Source organism: Roseibium sp. (genome assembly GCF_050301095.1).
Lineage (GTDB): Bacteria > Pseudomonadota > Alphaproteobacteria > Rhizobiales > Stappiaceae > Roseibium.
In genome coordinates this window covers 49,241-69,031 of record NZ_JBNKYW010000111.1, presented here as the reverse complement: position 1 = coordinate 69,031, position 19,791 = coordinate 49,241, and the positions used below count along the sequence as shown (strand labels likewise).

The 19,791-nt window shown below is 62.8% G+C and carries 15 protein-coding genes; 8 read left to right on the top strand and 7 right to left on the bottom strand.

What is annotated here, in order from left to right:
* Position 1: 1 nt before the first annotated feature.
* The 4 genes from ACQY7U_RS09975 to ACQY7U_RS09960 all read right to left on the bottom strand — a co-directional run bounded on the left by ACQY7U_RS09975 (position 2) and on the right by ACQY7U_RS09960 (position 5,196).
* The gene (locus tag ACQY7U_RS09975; protein ID WP_428643997.1) at positions 2-1,234 is read right to left on the bottom strand and encodes a phosphoglycerate kinase; all 1,233 of its coding nucleotides are present in this window, start codon (positions 1,232-1,234) and stop codon (positions 2-4) included.
* Entirely contained in the window at positions 1,231-3,234 is a 2,004-nt protein-coding gene (gene tkt, locus ACQY7U_RS09970; protein ID WP_428643995.1) for a transketolase, read from the bottom strand. The genes ACQY7U_RS09975 and tkt overlap by 4 nt, the downstream gene beginning before the upstream one ends.
* 12 nt (positions 3,235-3,246) lie before the next feature.
* Entirely contained in the window at positions 3,247-4,119 is an 873-nt protein-coding gene (locus tag ACQY7U_RS09965) for a phosphoribulokinase (RefSeq protein WP_428643994.1), read from the bottom strand.
* A gap of 69 nt (positions 4,120-4,188) precedes the next feature.
* Positions 4,189-5,196, bottom strand: a complete 1,008-nt coding sequence (locus ACQY7U_RS09960; protein ID WP_428643992.1) for a class 1 fructose-bisphosphatase — start codon at positions 5,194-5,196, stop codon at positions 4,189-4,191.
* A 95-nt stretch (positions 5,197-5,291) separates the two neighbouring features.
* Here ACQY7U_RS09960 and ACQY7U_RS09955 point away from each other — a divergent pair, with 95 nt between their 5' ends.
* The 7 genes from ACQY7U_RS09955 (at position 5,292) to ACQY7U_RS09925 (ending at position 14,186) form a co-directional block, all read left to right on the top strand.
* Complete coding sequence (locus ACQY7U_RS09955; RefSeq protein WP_428643991.1) at positions 5,292-6,242, top strand: LysR family transcriptional regulator; 951 nt, start codon at positions 5,292-5,294, stop codon at positions 6,240-6,242.
* Positions 6,243-6,339: 97 nt separating this feature from the next.
* Positions 6,340-6,594 (top strand): HypC/HybG/HupF family hydrogenase formation chaperone, encoded by a 255-nt coding sequence (locus tag ACQY7U_RS09950; RefSeq protein WP_428643988.1) that lies wholly within the window; start codon positions 6,340-6,342, stop codon positions 6,592-6,594.
* A complete protein-coding gene (gene hypD / locus ACQY7U_RS09945; protein ID WP_428643986.1) occupies positions 6,591-7,754 on the top strand; it encodes a hydrogenase formation protein HypD in 1,164 nt (387 codons plus the stop codon). The genes ACQY7U_RS09950 and hypD overlap by 4 nt, the downstream gene beginning before the upstream one ends.
* On the top strand, positions 7,751-8,788 hold the full coding sequence (gene hypE, locus ACQY7U_RS09940; protein WP_428643984.1) for a hydrogenase expression/formation protein HypE: 1,038 nt from the start codon (positions 7,751-7,753) through the stop codon (positions 8,786-8,788). The genes hypD and hypE overlap by 4 nt, the downstream gene beginning before the upstream one ends.
* 56 nt (positions 8,789-8,844) lie before the next feature.
* Positions 8,845-11,166 (top strand): carbamoyltransferase HypF, encoded by a 2,322-nt coding sequence (hypF, locus tag ACQY7U_RS09935; RefSeq protein ID WP_428643983.1) that lies wholly within the window; start codon positions 8,845-8,847, stop codon positions 11,164-11,166.
* 108 nt (positions 11,167-11,274) lie between these two features.
* Positions 11,275-12,639 (top strand): MBL fold metallo-hydrolase, encoded by a 1,365-nt coding sequence (locus ACQY7U_RS09930; RefSeq protein ID WP_428643981.1) that lies wholly within the window; start codon positions 11,275-11,277, stop codon positions 12,637-12,639.
* Complete coding sequence (locus ACQY7U_RS09925) at positions 12,636-14,186, top strand: thymidine phosphorylase family protein (protein ID WP_428643979.1); 1,551 nt, start codon at positions 12,636-12,638, stop codon at positions 14,184-14,186. Before ACQY7U_RS09930 ends, ACQY7U_RS09925 begins: the two co-directional genes overlap by 4 nt.
* A gap of 47 nt (positions 14,187-14,233) precedes the next feature.
* On the opposite strand, the gene ACQY7U_RS09920 is transcribed toward ACQY7U_RS09925, so the two are convergent.
* Positions 14,234-15,145, bottom strand: a complete 912-nt coding sequence (locus ACQY7U_RS09920) for a helix-turn-helix domain-containing protein (protein WP_428643978.1) — start codon at positions 15,143-15,145, stop codon at positions 14,234-14,236.
* 328 nt (positions 15,146-15,473) lie between these two features.
* Between ACQY7U_RS09920 and ACQY7U_RS09915 the strand changes: the two genes are divergently transcribed.
* Entirely contained in the window at positions 15,474-16,835 is a 1,362-nt protein-coding gene (locus ACQY7U_RS09915; protein WP_428643975.1) for an alpha-glucosidase/alpha-galactosidase, read from the top strand.
* A gap of 85 nt (positions 16,836-16,920) precedes the next feature.
* Here ACQY7U_RS09915 and feoB read toward each other — a convergent pair whose 3' ends face one another.
* Both feoB and ACQY7U_RS09905 read right to left on the bottom strand, forming a co-directional pair.
* On the bottom strand, positions 16,921-19,296 hold the full coding sequence (gene feoB / locus ACQY7U_RS09910) for a ferrous iron transport protein B (protein ID WP_428643973.1): 2,376 nt from the start codon (positions 19,294-19,296) through the stop codon (positions 16,921-16,923).
* Positions 19,296-19,640: a FeoA domain-containing protein gene (locus ACQY7U_RS09905; protein WP_428643970.1), complete on the bottom strand. Its 345-nt coding sequence runs from the start codon at positions 19,638-19,640 to the stop codon at positions 19,296-19,298. Before ACQY7U_RS09905 ends, feoB begins: the two co-directional genes overlap by 1 nt.
* Positions 19,641-19,791 lie beyond the last annotated feature (151 nt).

The following is a 19,791-nucleotide window of genomic DNA, read 5'->3' as shown; positions in this document are numbered from 1 at the left end:
TCTAGGCAGCTTCAGGTGCGGACATCAGCGCCGCTATTCCGGGAAGGGTCTTGCCTTCCAGCCATTCCAGAAAGGCGCCGCCGGCGGTAGAGACATAGGTGAAGTCGTCCGTGACCCCGGCTGCATTGAGGGCGGCAACGGTGTCTCCGCCACCGGCGACGCAGGTCAGGTCACAGGACCGGGCACGCCCGGCGGCAAAGCGGGCGAGTTCGACGGTCGCCTTGTCGAACGGTGGCGTCTCGAAAGCACCGAGCGGACCGTTCCAGAGCACCGTCCGGGCGTTGCCGAGAAGGGTGCGAAACCGGGAAAGGCTTGCCGGTCCGGCATCCAGGATCATGGCGTCTTGCGGGCAGGCATCGACGGGAACCGTCTGGTTTGCCGCACCTGCCTTGAACTCCCGCGCGATGACCGCGTCCATCGGCAGGCAGATTTCACAACCCGCTGCCGCGGCAAGGGTCTTGATCTCCCGGACCGTTGCGACCTGATCGGCTTCATGAAGCGACTTGCCCATCTGGAAGCCTTCCGCGAAAAGGAAGGTGTTGGCCATGCCGCCGCAGATGATGACCGCGTCGAACTTCTGAACCAGGTTTTTCAGGACGGCGATCTTGGTCGACACCTTGGCGCCGCCGACGATGGCGACGACCGGCCGCTCCGGTGCAAGGAGTGCTGTTTCCAGCGCTGCGACTTCGCCCAAGAGAGCCGGGCCTGCGTAGCTGGGCATCAGTTCCGTGATGGCATGGGTCGAGGCGTGGGCCCTGTGGGCACAGGAAAAGGCGTCGTTGACATAAAGGTCGCCATTGACGGACAGGCGCATTGCGAAGTTGCGGCTGTTCTCCCCCTCGCCCCTGTGAAAACGCAGGTTCTCCAGCATGACGACCTGACCGGCGGAAAGATTTCCCGTTGCCGCCTCCGCGGCGTCGCCGACGCAGTCCTTTGCAAAGGTCACCGGCCGGCCCAGCTGTTGCTCCAGTTCGCGGGCGATTGGCTCCGTCGAAAAACAAGGATTGGGTTCGCCGTCCGGACGGCCGAGGTGTGTCATCACGGCGACGGCCGCGCCCCGGCTGGCGAGGTCGGCCACTGTCGGCGCGAAACGGGCGATGCGCGTGGCGTCGGTGATCTCGCCGTTCTTCATCGGAACGTTGAGATCGGCGCGGATCAGAACCGTGCGGCCGGCGACATTCGCGCCTGCGATATCGGGCAGGCTTCCCCGGTTTGTGGTGAAAGTGTCTGTCATTGGGCGTCCTCGCGTGCGGTGAGCGCGAGCGCGGTGGTGACGACCGCGCCGGGGGTGATGCCGAAATGCTCGTAGAGCGCGGGGGCGGGCGCTGAGGCGCCGAAGCCGGTCATTCCGATGAAGCTGTCCTCCGGGCGCAGGAAAAGATCCCACCCCTGACGGATGGCGGCCTCTATGCCGATCCGGGGCGCCGTTCCCAGAACCTCGCCGCGATAGGCGGCGTCTTCTTTCGCGAAGAGTTCGAAACAGGGAGCGGAAACGACAGCCGCGTTGAGACCGGCCTTTGAGAGGGCCGCTGCCGCCAGCAAGGCGATCTCGACCTCGGAGCCGGTTGCGATCAGAGTCACATCCCGTTCCCCTGTCACGTCCTTCAGGACATAGGCCCCCCGGGCGGTCAGGTTCGTTTCCACGCCGTTGGAACGCACCGTCGGCAGGTTCTGGCGGGACAGGCAGAGAACCGTGGGAGTCGTGGCCGAAGTGACCGCCAGTTCCCAGGCTTCCGCCGTTTCGACCGCGTCGGCGGGGCGGACGACTTTGAGGTTCGGCATGGCCCTGAGACTTGCCAGCGTCTCGACCGGCTGGTGGGTGGGACCGTCCTCGCCTAGGCCGATGGAATCATGTGTCATGACATAGGTGACGGGCAGGCCCATCAGCGCGGAGAGCCGCATGGCGGGTCTCGCATAGTCGGCAAAGGCAAGGAATGTCCCGCCATAAGGCACGAAACCGCCATGCAACGCGATGCCGTTCATGACCGCCGCCATGGCATGCTCCCGCACACCGTAGTGAATGTAGTTGCCGCCGAATTTTCCGGGCAGGACCGGCGTCATGGCGCTGGAGCGGGTGTTGTTGGAGCCGGTGAGATCGGCGGAGCCGCCGACGGTGTTGGGCAAGGTGGCATTGACCACTTCAAGGGCAAGTTCCGATGCCTTGCGCGTCGCAACATTCGGGGCCGCGCCGACCAGTCCGTGCTTGTGGTTGGACAAGGCTGCGTGAAGCTGCTCGGCCTCGGGAGGTTCAAGCGACGCGGCAAACGCTTCACGCAGTGGACTGGCCTGATGCCGGCACGCCCAGGCGTGCCGCTCGGCGCGGCCCCGATCGGAGACCATTCGCCAGGCATCATAGATCTCCGCTGGAATTTCGAAGGCCTCGTGGGGCCAGTTGAGAGCCTGTCTGGCTCCGGCGATTTCGTCCGGCCCGAGCGGGGCGCCGTGGACCGAGGAACTGCCCTGCTTGTTGGGGGCGCCGAAACCGATCACGGTCCGGCAGGCGATCAGCGAGGGGCGCGGGTCCTTCCGGGCCTCGGTCAGGGCGGCGGCGATCTCGGCCTTGTTGTGCCCGTCGATCCGGACCGTGTGCCAGCCTGCGGCGGCAAAACGTGCAAGCTGATCGGTGGAGGTCGACAGCTCCGTGCCGCCGTCGATGGTGATCGCATTGTCGTCCCACAGAACGACCAGCCTGCCGAGGCCGAGATGACCGGCCATGTCGATGGCTTCGTGGCTGATGCCTTCCATCAGACAGCCGTCTCCGGCCACGACATAGGTGAAGTGATCGACCAGGTCGTCTCCGAAGCGGGCGTTGTGCATCCGCTCCGCCAGTGCCATGCCGACCGCCGTGGTCAAGCCCTGGCCGAGCGGGCCGGTGGTGGTCTCGATGCCCCCGGCATGTCCGTATTCCGGATGGCCCGCGGTGCGGGCACCGAGCTGGCGGAAGTTCTTGAGTTGCTCGAGACCCATGTCCTCGTAGCCGAGGAGATGATGGACGGCATAAAGCAGCATGGAGGCGTGGCCTGCGGACAGCACGAAGCGGTCTCGGTCCGGCCAGGCCGGATCGGCAGGGTCGAGTTTGATAAAGCGGCTGAAGAGTACGGCGACCACGTCGGCCATGCCCATCGGAGCGCCCGGGTGGCCGGATTTTGCGCTTTCGACCGCGTCCATAGCCAGAGCGCGGATGGCATTGGCCATCAGGTCTTCGGTGGTGGCGAATGTCGTCTGGTGTGTCATGTCTGATGGTCCTCAGGCGCGCCTGGATTCTTGAACCAGGCGGTCGATCATCGGTGTGAAGATGAGCTGCATGGCGAGGTCGAGCTTGCCGCCCGGGATGACGATGGAATTGGCCCGGCTCATCCAGCTCCCCTGGATCATCGAGGTGAGGTAGGGAAAGTCGATGCCGCGCGGATTGCGGAAACGGATGACAACCAGGCTTTCGTCGGCGGTCGGTATCCAGCGGGCGATAAAGGGGTCGGAGGTGTCGACCACCGGAACCCGCTGGAAGTTCACATCGGTTTCGATGAACTGCGGGCAGATGCAATGGACATAGGCATGCATGCGCCTGAGGATCGTGTCTGTCACCGCCTCGGTCGAATACCCCCGGCTCGCCTTGTCCCGGTGGATCTTCTGGATCCATTCCAGATTGATGACCGGCACCACGCCGATCTTGAGATCGGCAAGGGCCGCAAGATTGACCTCGTCGTTGACCACGGCTCCGTGCAGGCCTTCATAAAAGAGCAGATCCGAACCGTTTTCGAAGGGAACCCAGTCGGTGAAGTTGCCCGGTGCGACGCCGTATTTCTCGGCTTCACCGTCGTCGTGAACGTAGTGACGGGTTTCTCCCTGTCCCGTCTCGCCGTAGACGCGGAAGACATCCTCCAGCTTCTTCAGGATGTTGGCGTCATAGGAGAAGTGGCTGAAGGTTTCGTCGCCGGCTGCCTTGCGGCGGTCGAGTTCGGCCTTCATGTTCGCCCGGTCGTAGCGGTGAAAGGCATCGCCCTCGATAGAGACGGCATTGATACCTTCGCGCCGGAAAATCTGGTCGAAGGTCGTCTTGACGGTGCTCGTGCCTGCGCCGGACGAGCCGGTGACCGAGATGATCGGGTGTTTTTTGGACATAGCTTTCCTCCCGGCGGGAGCGTGCTGGCGCCCTGCCGCAAACATGTCTTTGATTGACTGTGGTGTCTCTTAAGCCCGGAAGAGCCCGCGCTGGCCGAAGAGTGCCGAGGTCTCTTGCTCAGGCAGGTCGTAATAGGCCGCGACCCGCTCCACCTTTTCCGCCGAGCCGAAGATCATAGGCGTGCGGGCGTGGAGCGCCTTGGCCGTGAGGCCCAGGATCGGATCGCTGCCCGTGGTTGCCTTGCCGCCGGCCTGTTCCACCAGGAAGGCGATGGGTGCGCATTCGTAAATCAGGCGCAGGCGGCCGTCGCGGTATCCTTCCCGGTCGTCGGACGGATAGAGAAAGATGCCGCCGCGGCTCAGGATCCGGTGCGTTTCGGCGACGAGCGAGGCGATCCAGCGCATGTTGAAATTCTGTGCCCGCGGGCCGTCGGTGCCGGCAAGGCAGTCGTCGATATAGGCGCGCACCGGTTTGGGCCAGTGCCTGTAGTTGGAGGCGTTGATGGCGAATTCGGTCGACACCGGCGGAATCGTCACCGACGCATTGGTCAGATGGAAACGGCCTGTGTCGGGATCCAGCGTGTAGCTGCGTACTCCGTCGCCCACGGTCAGGATCAGGGCGGTCTGGGGGCCGTAGATGAAATAACCGGCGGCAATCTGTTCCCGGGCCGGACGCAGGAAAGAGCCTTGCGCGTCGTCTTCCGCGGGAAAAACGGAAAAGATCGTGCCGATGGACACATTGACGTCGATGTTGGAAGAGCCGTCCAGCGGGTCGATTGCCAGCGCCAGCGAGGCGTCATCGTCCAGCGCGACCGCGTGTTCCTGCTCTTCCGAAGCGTACCAGCGCACACCCGTTCCCTTGAGCGCGCTTGAAAAAGCGTCGTCCGCTATCACGTCGAGCGCTTTCTGGTCGTCGCCGTGGGCAGTGCCGCCGACTGCCGCACCGAGCGAGCCTGCCAGTTCACCCTTGGCGATGGTCTTGGAGAGGTCCCGTGCCACATTGCTCAAAGCGGTCAGGACCGGTTGCAGCAGGTCGGGAATGCCGTCGGTCGGCAATACGGGGTGTTCCTGGGTCATCAAGGCCTCCCATCCTTGTCGGGTTGTCCTTGATGAACACGATTTCGACTGTTATTAGAATTTAATAATTTCGAAGAGGCATTAAGAAAAATCTAATGCGGCGGTTGGACGCACTGACTTTGAAGCAGCTCAAGGCACTGTCCGCCGTTACCAGAAACGGTACGATCAGCGGGGCAGCGGACGAACTCGGCCTGACACCGCCGGCTGTTCACAGTCAGCTGAAGTCCCTTGAAGCGACCCTGGGATGCTCCTTGCTCGACCGGTCGGCGAACGGCGTTTTCGTGCCGACGGCCGAGGGGCGGGCCTTGCTGTTGGCGAATGAAACCGCGGCCGCCGCGCTTTCGAAGGCGCTGCAGCAGATCGATGCGCTCAAGCGTGGTCTTGCCGGGACGGTCATTCTCGGGGTGGTGTCCACCGGCAAATATGTCGCGCCTTCCTTCGTGGCCCGGCTCAAGAAGATTTTTCCGAAAATCGATATTGTCATGAGTGTCGGCAATCGGGACGCAACGATCGCGGCCCTCGAGACCCGGCGCGTCGATCTGGCCATCATGGGGCGGCCGCCGCGTTATCCTGCCGTGACCGCTTACCCGATCGGCGACCATCCCCACGTGCTGATTGCACCGCCCGACCATCCCCTCGCCCGGATGGAGCGCGCGTCCGTCGACCGGATCCTGCAGGAAAACTTCATATTGCGGGAACCGGGATCCGGCACCCGGATCCTGACCATGCGGTTTCTGGACCAGCTTGGCGAAGGCAAGCCCTTCACCTTTACCGAGATGGAGTCCAACGAAACCATCAAACAGGCGGTCATCGCCGGGCTCGGCATTGCGCTGATTTCCTTTCATGCCGTCAGCGAAGAGCTAAAGTACGGGCGTTTGAGCGTCATTCGGGCCGACAATTTGCCGATCGTCCGCAAGTGGTATCTTCTTCACCGCAGCGACGAAGCCTTGTCCGGGGCCGTGGAGACCATTCTCGACTACATTACGGACAACGCACATGAATTCCTCGACGACCAGGAATTCGACCGGGTGGTGTCGCAGACGTGATCACCCTGACGTAGGTTCTTGCCCGTATGGTTCGATCCGAACCGGCCATGTTATGGCAGGAACAATGCCCCGGAACGGCGAAACAGGAACAAGGTCCATGTGTCTGGCAATTCCCGCGCAAGTGACGTCCCTCGAAGAGGACGATACGGCCATTGTCGCCCTGGAAGGGATCCGGAAACGTATCTCGACCGCGCTCGTCGAGGATCTTTCCGCCGGCGACTATGTGCTCGTCCATGTAGGCTATGCGCTGCACAAGGTCAGCCCGGAGGAAGCCGACCGTACGCTGGCGCTGATGGCCGAAGCCGGTGTCCTGCAGGATGAGCTGGACGACATGGTGGAAGGCGGGGCATGAAATATATCGACGAATTCCGCGACCGTGAGCTGGCCAAATCCATTGCCGCCGCCATCCGGCAGGAAGCTCAGGCCGGGCGTTCCTACAACATCATGGAATTCTGCGGCGGGCACACCCACGCGATCTTCCGCTATGGCGTGAAGGACCTGATGCCGGACAATGTCCAGTTCGTGCATGGTCCCGGCTGCCCCGTTTGTGTGCTGCCTGTCCGCCGTCTCGACGACGCGGTGGAGATCGCCGAGCGTCATGGTGTCATCCTGTGCACCTATGGTGACATGATGCGCGTACCGGGCACCAAACAGCGCAGCCTGATCCGGGCGAAAGCGGATGGTGCGGACATTCGCATGATCTATTCGACCATGGATGCCCTGAAAATCGCGCGGAATAACCCGAACCGCGAGGTGGTGTTCTTTGCGATCGGCTTCGAGACCACCACGCCGCCGACCGCTGTAGCGATCAAGAAGGCCAGGGCCGAGGGGCTGACCAATTTCTCCGTCTTCTGCAACCATGTGCTGACCCCGGCCGCCATCACCCATATCCTGTCCTCGCCGGAACTCGCCCAGTCGGAGGCCGTCCGCATCGACGGGTTCCTGGGGCCATCCCATGTCAGTTCCGTCATCGGCTCGGCGCCCTACGAGCCGGCTGCCGCAATCTTCAGGAAACCGGTCGTGATCGCCGGGTTCGAACCGCTCGACGTCATGCAGTCGGCGTTGATGGTGATCCGGCAGATCAATTCCGGGCGGCACGAGGTGGAAAACGAATACACCCGTGTCGTGACCCGGGAGGGGAACAGCAAGGCGCAGGCCATCGTGGCGGAAGTGCTGGAAGTCCGGGAGACCTTCGAGTGGCGCGGGCTTGGCAGCGTGCCGGACAGCGCGTTGAAGATCCGCGAGGCCTTTGCCGGTTTCGACGCGGAAAAACGCTTCGACATTTCGGCCAAGCAATCGCGCGAAGTCAAATCCTGTGAGTGCCCTGCCATCCTGCGCGGGGTCAAGAAACCGTCCGACTGCAAGCTCTTCGGCACGGTCTGCACGCCGGACAATCCCATGGGGGCCTGCATGGTGTCTTCGGAAGGCGCCTGTGCGGCCTATTGGACCTATGCCCGTCATCAGACCCTCGCGGAAGCTTCCAAAAAGCGGGGCAGCGAGGCAGCGGCATGAATTCGCTCGATAAACCGCCGAGGTTTGCAACCGGTTCGGTCGATCTGACCCATGGTGGCGGTGGCCGGGCCATGGCGGAGCTGATCGCCGGTCTGTTCCAGCGCCACCTGAAAAACCCGTTTCTGGAACAGGGGCATGACGCGGCCCTTGTCAGCGTTCCCCAAGGGCGGCTGGTAATGTCCACGGATGGGCATGTCATCTCGCCGCTGTTCTTTCCCGGCGGCGACATCGGCTCGCTCGCCGTCCACGGCACCTTGAACGATATCGCCATGTCCGGCGCGCGCCCGCTCTATCTGACCGCCGGGTTCATTCTGGAGGAAGGTTTTCCGCTGGGTGACCTGGAGCGGATCGTGATCTCCATGGCTGGCGCCGCCAAGGAGGCCGGTGTTCCGGTCGTGACCGGGGACACCAAGGTGGTCGAAAAAGGCAAGGGCGACGGCGTCTTCATCACCACCACCGGCCTCGGTGTGGTTCCGGACGGGGTCGAGATCGGCCCCGGACGGGTGCGGCCGGGCCAGAAGATCCTGCTGTCTGGCTCCATCGGCGATCACGGCGTGGCGATCCTGTCGAAGCGGGAGAACCTGGAATTCGAGACCGAGCTGCAATCGGATTCGGCTGCCTTGCACAGGCTTGTCGGCGAGATGGTCGCGGCGGTGCCGTCGATTGCCATGCTGCGCGATCCGACGCGCGGCGGTGTGGCCGCAACGCTCAACGAGATTGCCCAGGCGGCGCGTGCCGGTATTCAGATTGACGAGGCCAGCATTCCGTTGAAACCCGATGTTGCTGCCGCCTGCGAACTGCTGGGGCTCGACCCGCTCTATGTGGCAAACGAGGGCAAGCTGCTTTGCTTCTGCGAACCGCGGGATACGGAAAAGCTGCTCGGCATCATGCGTCAAAACCCGCTGGGCCGGGAAGCCGCCATTGTCGGTACGGTGACGGAGGACGACAGGGCCCTGGTGCAGATGGAAACCCGGTTTGGCGGGCTTCGTGTCGTCGACTGGCTGGCGGGTGAGCAGCTGCCGAGAATCTGCTGAGCCTTGCGCAGGGCCGGAAAATTCCCGCCTGATGGTAGTGTGTGGACATGGATGCCATGGAGAAAAACGGGGGCGAAGACCGGCACGTCGTTGAAATCAGGGTTCGCGGACTTGTCCAGGGCGTCGGCTTCCGGCCTTTCGTCTGGCGGCTCGCAAATGACAAGGGTTTCCATGGAGACGTGCGCAACGATGCCGAAGGTGTGCTGATCCGTCTTTCCGGCGAACCGGACGAAATCGTGTGCTTCGCGAAGCTTCTGCAAAGCGAGGCGCCACCGCTTGCCCGGGTGGAGACGGTCGACATCTCGCCTTCCGCCGCCCCCCTGGCGCAAACGGGTTTCCGGATTGCCGAAAGCCGGGACGGGCGCGTCGCGACCGGTATCGTTCCGGACGCGGCCACCTGTCCGGAGTGCCTGGCCGAAACCTTTGATCCGGCGGACCGCCGATACCGCTATCCCTTCACCAACTGTACCCATTGCGGACCGCGACTCTCCATCGTCAACAGTATCCCCTATGACCGCGGCAGGACCTCGATGAAGGTCTTCACGATGTGCCCGGCCTGCCGGTCGGAATATGAAGATCCTGCCGACCGCCGCTTTCATGCGCAGCCCAATGCGTGTCCGGAGTGCGGGCCGCGCGTCTGGCTGGAGGAAGGCGGAGCCGAACTGGAACTTGCCGACCCGCTCACGCATCTGGCAAAGCGGATCGCCGCCGGCGACATTGCCGCGGTCAAGGGCATCGGTGGTTTTCATCTGGCAGTCGATGCGGCGAATGCCGAGGCTGTCGCCGAGTTGCGCCGCCGCAAGAGGCGGCCGCACAAACCCCTTGCCCTGATGGCACGGGACTTGAACCAGATCCGGCGCTACTGCGAAGTGGACGAGTCAGAGGCAACGCTGTTGCAGGACAAGGCCGCGCCCGTCGTGCTGCTCCGGAGCAGGGGCGAGACGCTTGCAGATGGCGTCGCGCCCGGCCAGGAGCATCTCGGTTTCATGCTGCCCTATACGCCGCTGCATCACCTGCTGATGCGCGCGCTCGACGGACCGGTCGTTCTGACTTCGGGAAACCTGTCTTCGGACCCGCAGGTCACGTCGAACGAGGCAGCGCGGACGCAACTTGCCGGGATCGCAGACCTGATGCTTCTGCACGACCGGGAGATCGTCAACCGTCTGGACGATTCCGTTGTCCGTCTTCAGTTCGGCAAGCCTTCCTATCTGCGCCGGGCACGGGGCTATGCGCCGGGGAGTGTCCGGTTGCCGCCGTCCCTGAATAGGGGGCAGACCGTTCTGGCCATGGGCGGTGAACTCAAGGCGGCCTTCTGCATGGCAAGGAACGGCGAGGCAGTCCTGTCCCAGCATATCGGCGACCTTGAAAACGCACCGACGCTTCAGGACTATTTCAGGATGATGCGGCTTTACAGGGACATCTACGCGTTCAAGCCGGAGGTTATCGCCGTCGACCCTCACCAAGATTATTTGTCCACGCAGGAGGGGCGGCGCCTCGCAAGGGAGGAAGGGCTGCCTCTTGTTGCCGTTCAGCACCACCACGCCCACCTTGCTGCCGTTCTGGCGGACAACGGCTGCGAGGCAGCAACGGAAAACGTACTGGGCATCATTCTGGATGGTACGGGGCTGGGAACCGATGGAACCAACTGGGGCGGAGAATTCCTCCTTGGAGGCTACCGGTCCTTCGACCGTGCGGGATGTCTCGCGCCCGTCCGTCTTCCGGGCGGGGCGGCCGCGGTCAGGGAACCCTGGCGAAACCTTTGCGCGCATCTTCATGCCGCCTTCGGTCCCGGGTACGGGGAGTTTCTGGACGGGGTCGAGGCCGGGAGAAGACTGAAGGAAAAACCGCTTTCTCTTCTGGACCGGATGATGCAGCAGGGCATCAATTCGCCGATGTCTTCCTCCGCGGGCCGTCTGTTCGACGCGGTTGCCGCGCTGCTGGGCCTGTGTTTCGACCGCCAGACTTTCGAAGGGCAGGCGGGCGCCCTTCTGGAAGCCGCCGCGCGGCGGGCAGGGCGGCCCGCAACTGCCTATCCGATGGAAATTCTTGCCGGCGGTGGCCCTGCACGGCTCGGCTGCGACGGGCTCTGGCGGGGACTGCTGGAGGACCTGGCCGCGGGCGTGGATACTGATCAGCTGGCGGCGAATTTCCATGCAAGCCTGATCGAGGGGCTGAGGAAAGTGGCCACCCGTATAGCCGGCGAACAATCGACCGGGACGGTTGCGCTCTCCGGTGGTGTGTTTCAGAACGAAGTTCTTCTCTCCGGGCTCGCCCGGTCGTTGCAGGCGGCAGGACTGGACGTTCTGACGCATAGAAACGTTCCGGCGAACGACGGCGGTCTTGCGCTGGGCCAGGCGGCTGTCGCAAGCCTTCGGTAGTGGCTTTTCCTGATTGCCTCCAGGGGCCTGATTGGTGGTAGAATCGATCTTCGCACTGGCCGTCGGTGCCAGATGAAACAATGCGTTGGCCAGGAGGATCGTGATCTGATGACTGTGAAACTGACGTTTCTTGGTGGTGTGGGCACCGTCACGGGATCCAAATATCTTCTGGAAGCCGACGGCCTGCGCGTGCTGATCGATTGCGGTCTGTTTCAGGGGTACAAGCAATTGCGCCTTCGCAACTGGGCGCCGCTTCCTGTCGACCCGGCGACGATCGACGCGGTCATCCTGACCCATGCTCATCTCGACCATTCCGGATATCTGCCGCTCCTGGTCAAGAACGGCTTCAAGGGACCGGTCATCTCGACCGAGGGAACTCGGGATCTTTGCGCCATCCTGCTGCCAGACAGCGGCTTTCTGCAGGAAAAGGATGCCGATTTCGCCAATCGGCACGGTTTCTCAAAGCACCATCCTGCCTTGCCGCTCTATACGCAAAAAGATGCGGAACGCTCGCTTGCCAGTTTCAGACCGGTGCCGTTCGACCGGGAAAAGGAGCTTCTCGGTAAACTCAGGGTCACCTTCCGCTGCGCCGGCCACATTCTGGGCGCGGCCATCCTGGAACTTGGCTGGGGCGACAAGACAATCGTCTTTTCCGGCGACCTTGGCCGATACGGCGATGCCACCATGCTCGATCCGACACCGATCCGGCGCGCCGATTACCTCCTCGTTGAGTCCACCTACGGCAACCGGCTGCACGAAAAGCAGGATCCGGAGGATGTGCTTGCCGAGGTCATCACCAGCACGGCCCATCGTGGCGGAACGGTTCTCATTCCCGCCTTCGCCGTCGGGCGGGCGCAATCGCTGCTCTATCACATTTCCCGCCTCAAACAGGATCAACGCATTCCGGATCTTCCCGTTTTTCTCGACAGTCCCATGGCGATCAAGGCTTCCGAGGTGTTCTGCCGGCACGTTGGCGAACACAGGCTGACGGCGGAGGAATGCAACTGGTCCTGCAACACGGCGCGTTATGTACGTGAGGTGGCGGAATCGAAGGAGCTGGACATGAACCGCATGCCCAAGGTGATCATTTCCGCCAGCGGCATGGCGACCGGCGGGCGCGTGCTGCATCATCTGAAACACTATGCGCCGGATCACCGCAACACGATCCTGTTCGCGGGCTTTCAGGCGGGTGGTACCCGTGGTGCCGCCATCACGGCAGGGGCGGAGAGCGTCAAGATCCATGGTGGCCAGGTCGCGATCCGGGCGACGGTGGACAATCTTCACATGCTGTCGGCTCATGGCGACGCGGACGAAATCATGCGTTGGCTTGGTCATTTCGAACAGGCCCCGCGCCGAACCTTCATTACGCATGGCGAGCCCGACGCGGCGGATGCAATGCGATACCGGATCGAAAGCGAATTGAGCTGGGCCTGCACCGTGCCCGACTACCGCGAAGAAACCGTGCTGACATGACGGACGGGGAGCATTCACCCGGTCCGGTGCCGCGCAAGAACGGCAATGGCGCCAACGTGCTGAATGCCAGGCGAATAGGCATCGACACGCAGTATGAGGCTGTCGTCTTCATGCGCCGGGATTGCCCGGTCTGCAAGTCCGAAGGGTTCACGTCACAAAATCGCGTCCGGCTCACCCACGGAAGTCAAACGGTCATCGCCACGCTGTTCCAGACCGCGCCGGGGTTCCTGGATCACGGCGAAGTCGGCCTTTCGGAAGCCGCCTGGCGCCGCCTTGGCATGAACAACGGCGGAACGGTCATTGTCAGCCATCCCCGGCCACTCGACTCCCTGAGCCTGTTGCGGGGCAAGGTCTACGGCAACCCGCTGGAAGCCCATTCGGTCAAGGTCATCATCGAGGACATCGTTGCCGGCCGTTATTCGGACATTCATCTGTCCTCCTTTGTGACAGCCTGTTCCGCCCAACCGCTGGACCATGCGGAAATGGTCGCCCTGACCGCGGCGATGACCGACGCCGGAGACAGGCTGGAGTGGGGAACCTACCCGGTGGTCGACAAGCACTGCGTCGGCGGCCTGCCGGGCAACCGCACAACGCCGATTATCGTGGCGGTCGCCGCCGCCTGCGGCCTGACAATGCCGAAAACGTCTTCGCGCGCGATCACGTCTCCGGCGGGAACCGCGGATACGATGGAGACACTCGCCCCTGTTGATCTCGATATCACGACGATGAGGCAGGTGGTGGAAAGGGAGGGTGGCTGTATCGCCTGGGGCGGTGCCGTGCGCCTCAGCCCGGCGGACGACACGCTTATCCGGGTCGAGCGGGCGCTCGATCTGGACGGCGAAGGCCAACTCGTGGCCTCCGTCCTGTCGAAGAAGATCGCCGCCGGCTCGAGCCATGTGATCCTCGACCTGCCGGTCGGCCCGACCGCCAAGGTGCGCAGCCAGGAAGCCGCCCGCGTGCTCTCCAGAAACCTGATTGCCGTGGCGCATGCCTTTGACATTGAAGCCCGAACCATCATCACCGACGGGCGCCAGCCGGTCGGCCGGGGCATAGGACCCGCACTCGAGGCCCGTGATGTTCTGGCCGTTCTGCAGGGAACCGCAGACGCACCGCCCGACTTGCGGGACAGGGCGGTTGCCCTTGCCGGACACCTGCTTGAACTGGGAGGAGCGGCAGCAGCCGGAAATGGAACGGGCCTTGCCGCCCGCACGTTGGACGAGGGCGGGGCCTGGCGGAAATTTCAGGCGATCTGCGAGGCGCAGGGAGGCATGCGCGTTCCGCCCCGGGCCGGTCATTTCCGTCCGGTCCTCGCAAACCGGGCCGGAAAGGTGACCGCCATCGACAACCGGCGACTGGCCAAGGTGGCCAAGCTTGCCGGGGCGCCGGTGGCGAAGGCCGCGGGTGTCGAAATCCATGTGCAGCTCGGTATGACGGTTACCTCGGGCGAGCCGCTTTACACCGTGCATGCGGAAGCGCCCGGTGAACTCGCCTACAGTTTCGACTATGTGGCCGCGAACAGCGACATTATCGAAATGACCGAAGTCTGAGGACGGCGTGCTGGAGACGGGTGACGACTTCCGGGGCTGTGGTCAGCTCAACGCAGCACTTTTTCTGCGTATCGCCGGCGCATGGCATGCGGAGACATGCCATAGGCCGATTTGAAATGATCGTAGAACTGGCTGATTGAGGAAAAACCGGAATTTTCCGCGACCACGCTGATTGCCGTTGCGCTTTCAATCAGTTGCGCGCGCGCGCGGAGCAGGCGCATGCGGATGATGAAACGCTTGACCGGGATCCGCATGATTTTGGAGAACAGCGTCGTCGCGTAGTTCTCATGCAGCCCCGTCACGGCGGCGACATCCGCGTTGGTGATCGGGCGGTTGACGTTTTCCAGGATGAAGCGAACCATTTCGACGACATGACCGATGTGGGCCGAGGTCAGGTCCCGGTTTGATCCCGGTTCGGTGATCGGTTCGCGCAGGTAGGTCAGCTCGCAGGTGAGCGCGCGCCGCAACAGTGCGTTCAGCTCCATCTTCATGATTTCCAAGCGCTCGAAGTCGTGGGAGCGATAGTCGCGATACCAGCCCAGAAACTTGTCGTTGCTGCACAATTCCTCCGGCAGGGCCACCAATGCCCCAGACAGCAGCTCGATCTGCAGCCGGCTGATATGCGGCAGGAACAGAAAGGTGTCGACCGGGATGTAAAGGTTGGTAAGCGTCGGCTTGTCCGGGCCGGTCTGGTGAATGGCCGTCAGCTGGTGCGGCACGCCGGCCCAGAAGATCACGAAGCGGTTCTCCGGAATCTCGACGGTCTTGTTGTCGACTTCATATATCATGGTCGCGCCGGAAATGATGTTCGCCTCGACATGTCCGTGCCAATGCGGCTGCTTCATCACGACCGGATGGAACGTGCGCATACCAAACCGCCCGAAGGCGTTGGTCGTGCCGTAGAACCGGCGCTCGTGGGCGGGGACATCGCGTGTCAGGGAGCGCCGCTGCTTTTTCAATCTAGCTCTCGCAAATCCAGAATCTTAAAAATCCGGAAAAGATTATTCGGATTCAAGATTGTCGTCAAAAGCCGTTCGCCGCAACACTCACCGTCGTGTTCACGCCGGTTTCAGGAACCTGGTGGAGACGGATTTGAAGCAGGTTCCTGGTAATCAGGACTCCACGGGAGGAATCGCCTGATAGAATTCGGATTGCATATGCGGCAATGGCCTTCATATGGGGCTGCGCCACCGCAATAGATGAACAGGGCAACGTCCAGGACGTGGCCCTCAATCCCAAGACCGACATCTCACGGAAACTGGTCCGTGCAGCCTTCGAGATTTCTACATGACGACAATCACCTTCATTGGTGCGGGCAGCACCGTTTTCACGAAGAACATCGCCGGTGACATTTTGCACTGGCCGGCGCTGAAAAACGCGACGATCCGGCTGATGGACATCAATCCGGCCCGGCTTGAGGAATCGCAGATCGTCGTCGGCAAGTTGGCGGCCACGCTTGCGCCGGCGGCCAGGATCGAAACTCATACCGACCAGCGGCAGGCGCTGGACGGGGCGGATTTCGTCATCGTCTGTTTCCAGATCGGCGGCTATGAGCCCTGCACGGTGACCGATTTCGAGGTGCCGAAGGCATTCGGGCTGCGCCAGACGATTGCCGACACGCTCGGCATCGGCGGCATCATGCGGGGTCTGAGGACCGTGCCGCACCTGTGGTCCATCTGCGAGGACATGCTGGCGGTCTGCCCGGAGGCGCTACTGCTGCAATACGTCAACCCGATGGCCATCAACACCTGGGCCATCGGCGCGAAATATCCGAAAATCCGGCAAGTGGGCCTGTGCCACTCCGTGCAGGGAACTGCCGGGGAGCTGGCGCGCGATCTTGATATTCCGCTCGAGGAGATCCGCTACCGCTGCGGCGGTATCAACCACATGGCGTTCTACACGAAGTTCGAGCACCGCCAGCCGGATGGCAGCTACAAGGACCTTTATCCGGCCCTGCGGCAGGGCTATCTGGATGGCCGCTTTCCGAAGCCGTCCGCCTCGAACCCGCGATGCCCGAACAAGGTCCGCTACGAGATGCTCATGCGGCTCGGATATTTCGTCACCGAGTCCTCAGAGCATTTTGCCGAATACACGCCCTATTTCATCAAGCGGGACCGGCCGGACCTGATTGAGAAATTCGGCATTCCGCTCGATGAATATCCGAAGCGCTGCGTCGAGCAGATCGCGCGTTGGGAAAAGGAGGCGGAGAAATACCGCAGGGTGGATACCATCTTCGTCAAGCAGAGCCATGAATATGCCTCGCAGATCATCAATTCGGTGGTGACCGGAACTCCGTCGGTAATTTACGGAAACATCCGCAACAAAGGCTTCGTGCCGCAACTGCCGGAAGGTTGCGCGGTGGAAGTGCCGGTGCTGGTGGATGCCAACGGCTTGCAGCCGACCATCGTGGATGACCTTGCCCCGCAGTGCATCGCCCTGATGCGGACCAACATCAATGTTCAGGAACTGACGGTGGAAGCGCTTCTCACCGAAAACCCGGAGCACATCTATCACGCCGCCATGCTGGATCCGCACACGGCTGCCGAACTCGATCTGGATCAGATCTGGTCGTTGACGAACGAACTGCTGACTGCGCACGGCACCTGGCTGCCCGAATGGGCGCGGCCAACTGCCCGCAGCGTTGCCTGATAAGGAAATTGAGGACCTGAACCGATCGTGCCCCGCCAGAGCCTTCCGGCAGGGCACTTCTTTTGGGCTAGAGGACTTCCAGTAATTATGTCGCCAGGTGATTCCCGATGCCGGGCGATCCGGGTTTGCCCAGATGCCTTGCGGCCAGAAACACCAGTGCTATCAGCGCCAGCATGGCCGCGATCCAGGTGGTGGCTTCCGCCGGATGAGAGGGGAAGGACCCTGCCTGGTAGGCGATTGTCGACCCGGCATAGGCAATGAAAGTTGTCCAGGCGGCCGCAAATACGGACCAGAGCGCACCGATTTCTCTGGCGATCGCGGACAGAGTGGCAACGCACGGAATATAGAGCAGTACCGCCAGCATGTAGGCGAAGGCTGCCGCCTTGCCGTCGAAATGGGCCGACATTTCCGCAAAGACGGAAGAGGGGACATCCTGCTCGGCCGATGCGGCCTCGAAGCTGGATATGTCGCCGACGTCGAGACCGAGCGGGTCGAGCAGGGCGCCGGTGAGTGCGGCGGCTGAAGCGCCAAGCGCTGCCAGCGTGCCGCGGACCGTTTCAAGCGGCTGCGGTGCAGCTCCGTCTGCGGGTTCTCCCGTGGCATAAAGCGCCTGCAGCGTTCCGACCACGGTTTCCTTGGCGAACATGCCGGTGAAGAGGCCGACGGCTGCCGGCCAGTTGTCTTCAGAAACCCCCATCGGTTCCAGAACCGGGGTCACCTGGCGGGCCGTCAGGGCCAGGACGGAGGTGCCGCTGTTCTCGTTGCCGAAGGAACCGTCCGGCCCGACCGAATTCAGGAAGGAGAGGATCGCGACCACGATCAGGATCGTTTTGCCGGCTTCGGAAACGAACTGGCGGATCCGCGCCCAGCACAGGCGCAGCAATCTTCCGGCAGGCGGCATCTGGTAGATCGGCAGTTCGATGGCGAGCGCCCTGGGTTTGTTCAAAGTCAGGCGCGGGGCCAGCATCCAGCCGGTGAAGAGGGCAGCCAGGATGCCGATCAGGTAAAGGGCGAAGACGACGTTCTGGCCGCCGACGGGAAAGAAGGCGGCAGCAAAAAGTGCGTAGACGGGAAGGCGCGCACCGCAGGACATGAAAGGCGCCATCATGGAGGTGAGAATGCGTTCGGCCCGCGAATCCAGCGTGCGTGTCGCCAGCACCGCCGGAATGGTGCAGCCGAAACCGAGTACCAGCGGCAGGAAGGCACGGCCTGACAGGCCCAGCCGGCGCATCAGCCGGTCGGCCACGACGGCGGCGCGGGTCATGTAGCCGCTTTCCTCCAGGAAGATCTGGCAGAGGAACAGGAAACCGACAATCGGCACGAAGGTGCCGACGGTCTGAATGCCGGCGCCGATGGAGCCGACGGCAACATCGAGAACGCTGCCGGACAATCCGAGGTGATAGAGCGCAAGCGCGGGCAATTCGACAAAGGCTGCCTGTCCGAGGCCGTCGAAAAGATCGATGAAGACACTGGAGACGTTGATCGTCAGGAAGAACAGCAGATACATCACCGCCAGGAACAGCGGCGGACCGAAGACCGGCGACAGCGCGATCCTGTCGAAACGGTCCGACAGCAATCTGCGGCCGACGGGAGGCGGCATGTCGATGCGCCGGACAAGGGCCGTTGCATCCAAGACAGGTGTTTCCGTCAGAAACTGGTCGAGAGGCAGGCTGCCCACCGAACCGGTTTCCTCAAGGATCCGGTCCCGGACCGCGAGGAGGTCGGGGCCGGCCCGGCGCTCCGTCAGCCAGTCGCGTTCCAGCAGCCGGCGGGCGGCGGCAACGGTATTGGCTTCCTGATAGACCGGGTGGCCGTCCATGGCTTCCCGCATCCGGGCAAGGGCCAGACCGGCTTCTGCCGGCAGCCCATCTTCTCCCGGGAGAAAGAACCCGGCTGCGTCCACAAGGCAGGCGGCAAGCTGGGCGTGCAATTCTTCAAGGCCGGAAAAGGTCCGGCCCGAGACGGGCACGACCGGGACTTTCAACTCGTTTCTCAGGGTGCGTGCCGCGGATTCCACGGCTGCGGACGGCCAGCAATCGGCCTTGGTCAGGACGGCGATAACCGGAACGCCGTTGCCCTTTGCCTGCAGCAGCATCGAAAGGCCCCTGTGAGGGGCGGAGAGATCGACGGCCACGATCAGCGCATCATGAGGCACATTGATGAGGGCATCGCGGGCGACGCGTTCGTCTATGCGTTCCGCATGGGGGGCTGAAAGACTGGAGATGCCGGGCAGGTCGACGAATTCGACGCTCAGACCCTTGAACTGCGCCGTGCCGCTTTTCCGGTCAACCGTCACGCCCGGCCAGTTGCCGATGGATTGGCGCGAACCGGTGAGCATGTTGAAGAGGGTGGATTTGCCGGAGTTGGCGGGGCCGAGCAGGAAAACCTTGTATTGAGCAGGTGCGCAGGGAAGAAGGTCGCGCTTGACGCAGCCGGCGGCGGCGCAGGTGGAACATCCCATCACTCGTTCTCCTGCCGGGTGTCGCAGCCACAGCCGCAGCCGCAGGGCCTGAGCCTGACGCCGGACGCAAGGTCGACGCCGATGGCCGCCCGGATTTCCCCGCAGGCGACGATGCGCGGGCGGTTGCCCTTGCCGCGCAGGAGATTGATCACCGCCTCGGGGGCAAGGCCGGTTGACAGAACTTCAAGGCGTGCGTGCCGTGTCTCGCCCAGAGAAGTCACGTGATAGGAGCCACCCGGTTCGGCATGGGCGAGCGTAAGCGTGTCATCGCCGGCAAAGCCTTCCGGCACATTTGGCGCGCTTGCCGGTTGAGCTTGTACGATGTCGCATACGATTTCGGACATGGGGCGGGTCCCTTCTTTTCAAGAATGAGGTAGCACCTCGGCCGCCGCTTCCAATTGATCATTGTCAAGACTGGCAGGGTTGGTGTTCCGGCGCCGAATTCTTGTATGCACTCAATTTCCCCAGACGCCACGCTGCCCCACACACCTCCCC